The sequence below is a fragment of the Petrotoga sp. DB-2 genome, from assembly GCF_054051725.1.
Genome location: NZ_JBSVZD010000104.1, coordinates 1 through 239, shown reverse-complemented (window position 1 = coordinate 239; position 239 = coordinate 1). Strand labels below are relative to the sequence as shown.

Here is a 239-nt window from a genome sequence, read left to right as displayed (position 1 = left end):
AGTGCCTTCTTCATGTTTATTATCGTTTCTTCTTTTATACTGCTTAAATTTATTAGTTCATAATTTGCTTTTATTAAATACTCTTCCATGTTTTTTATCTTTGTTATCTTGTCTTTTACATCCATTGGTGATGTCCATTTCGCTTTTCCATCGTAAAAGACCATCCCTATTATGACTGGTAGTTTGAATCCTTTTTGTTCTGATTCTCTTTTGTGACTTTTTACATATTGTTCCCATAT

At 29.7% G+C, this 239-nt stretch carries 1 protein-coding gene; it reads right to left on the bottom strand.

The features are described 5' to 3' along the window. The coding region (locus ACW9JY_RS10640) for an Rpn family recombination-promoting nuclease/putative transposase (RefSeq protein WP_457284344.1) at positions 1–239 on the bottom strand (239 nt) is incomplete at both ends.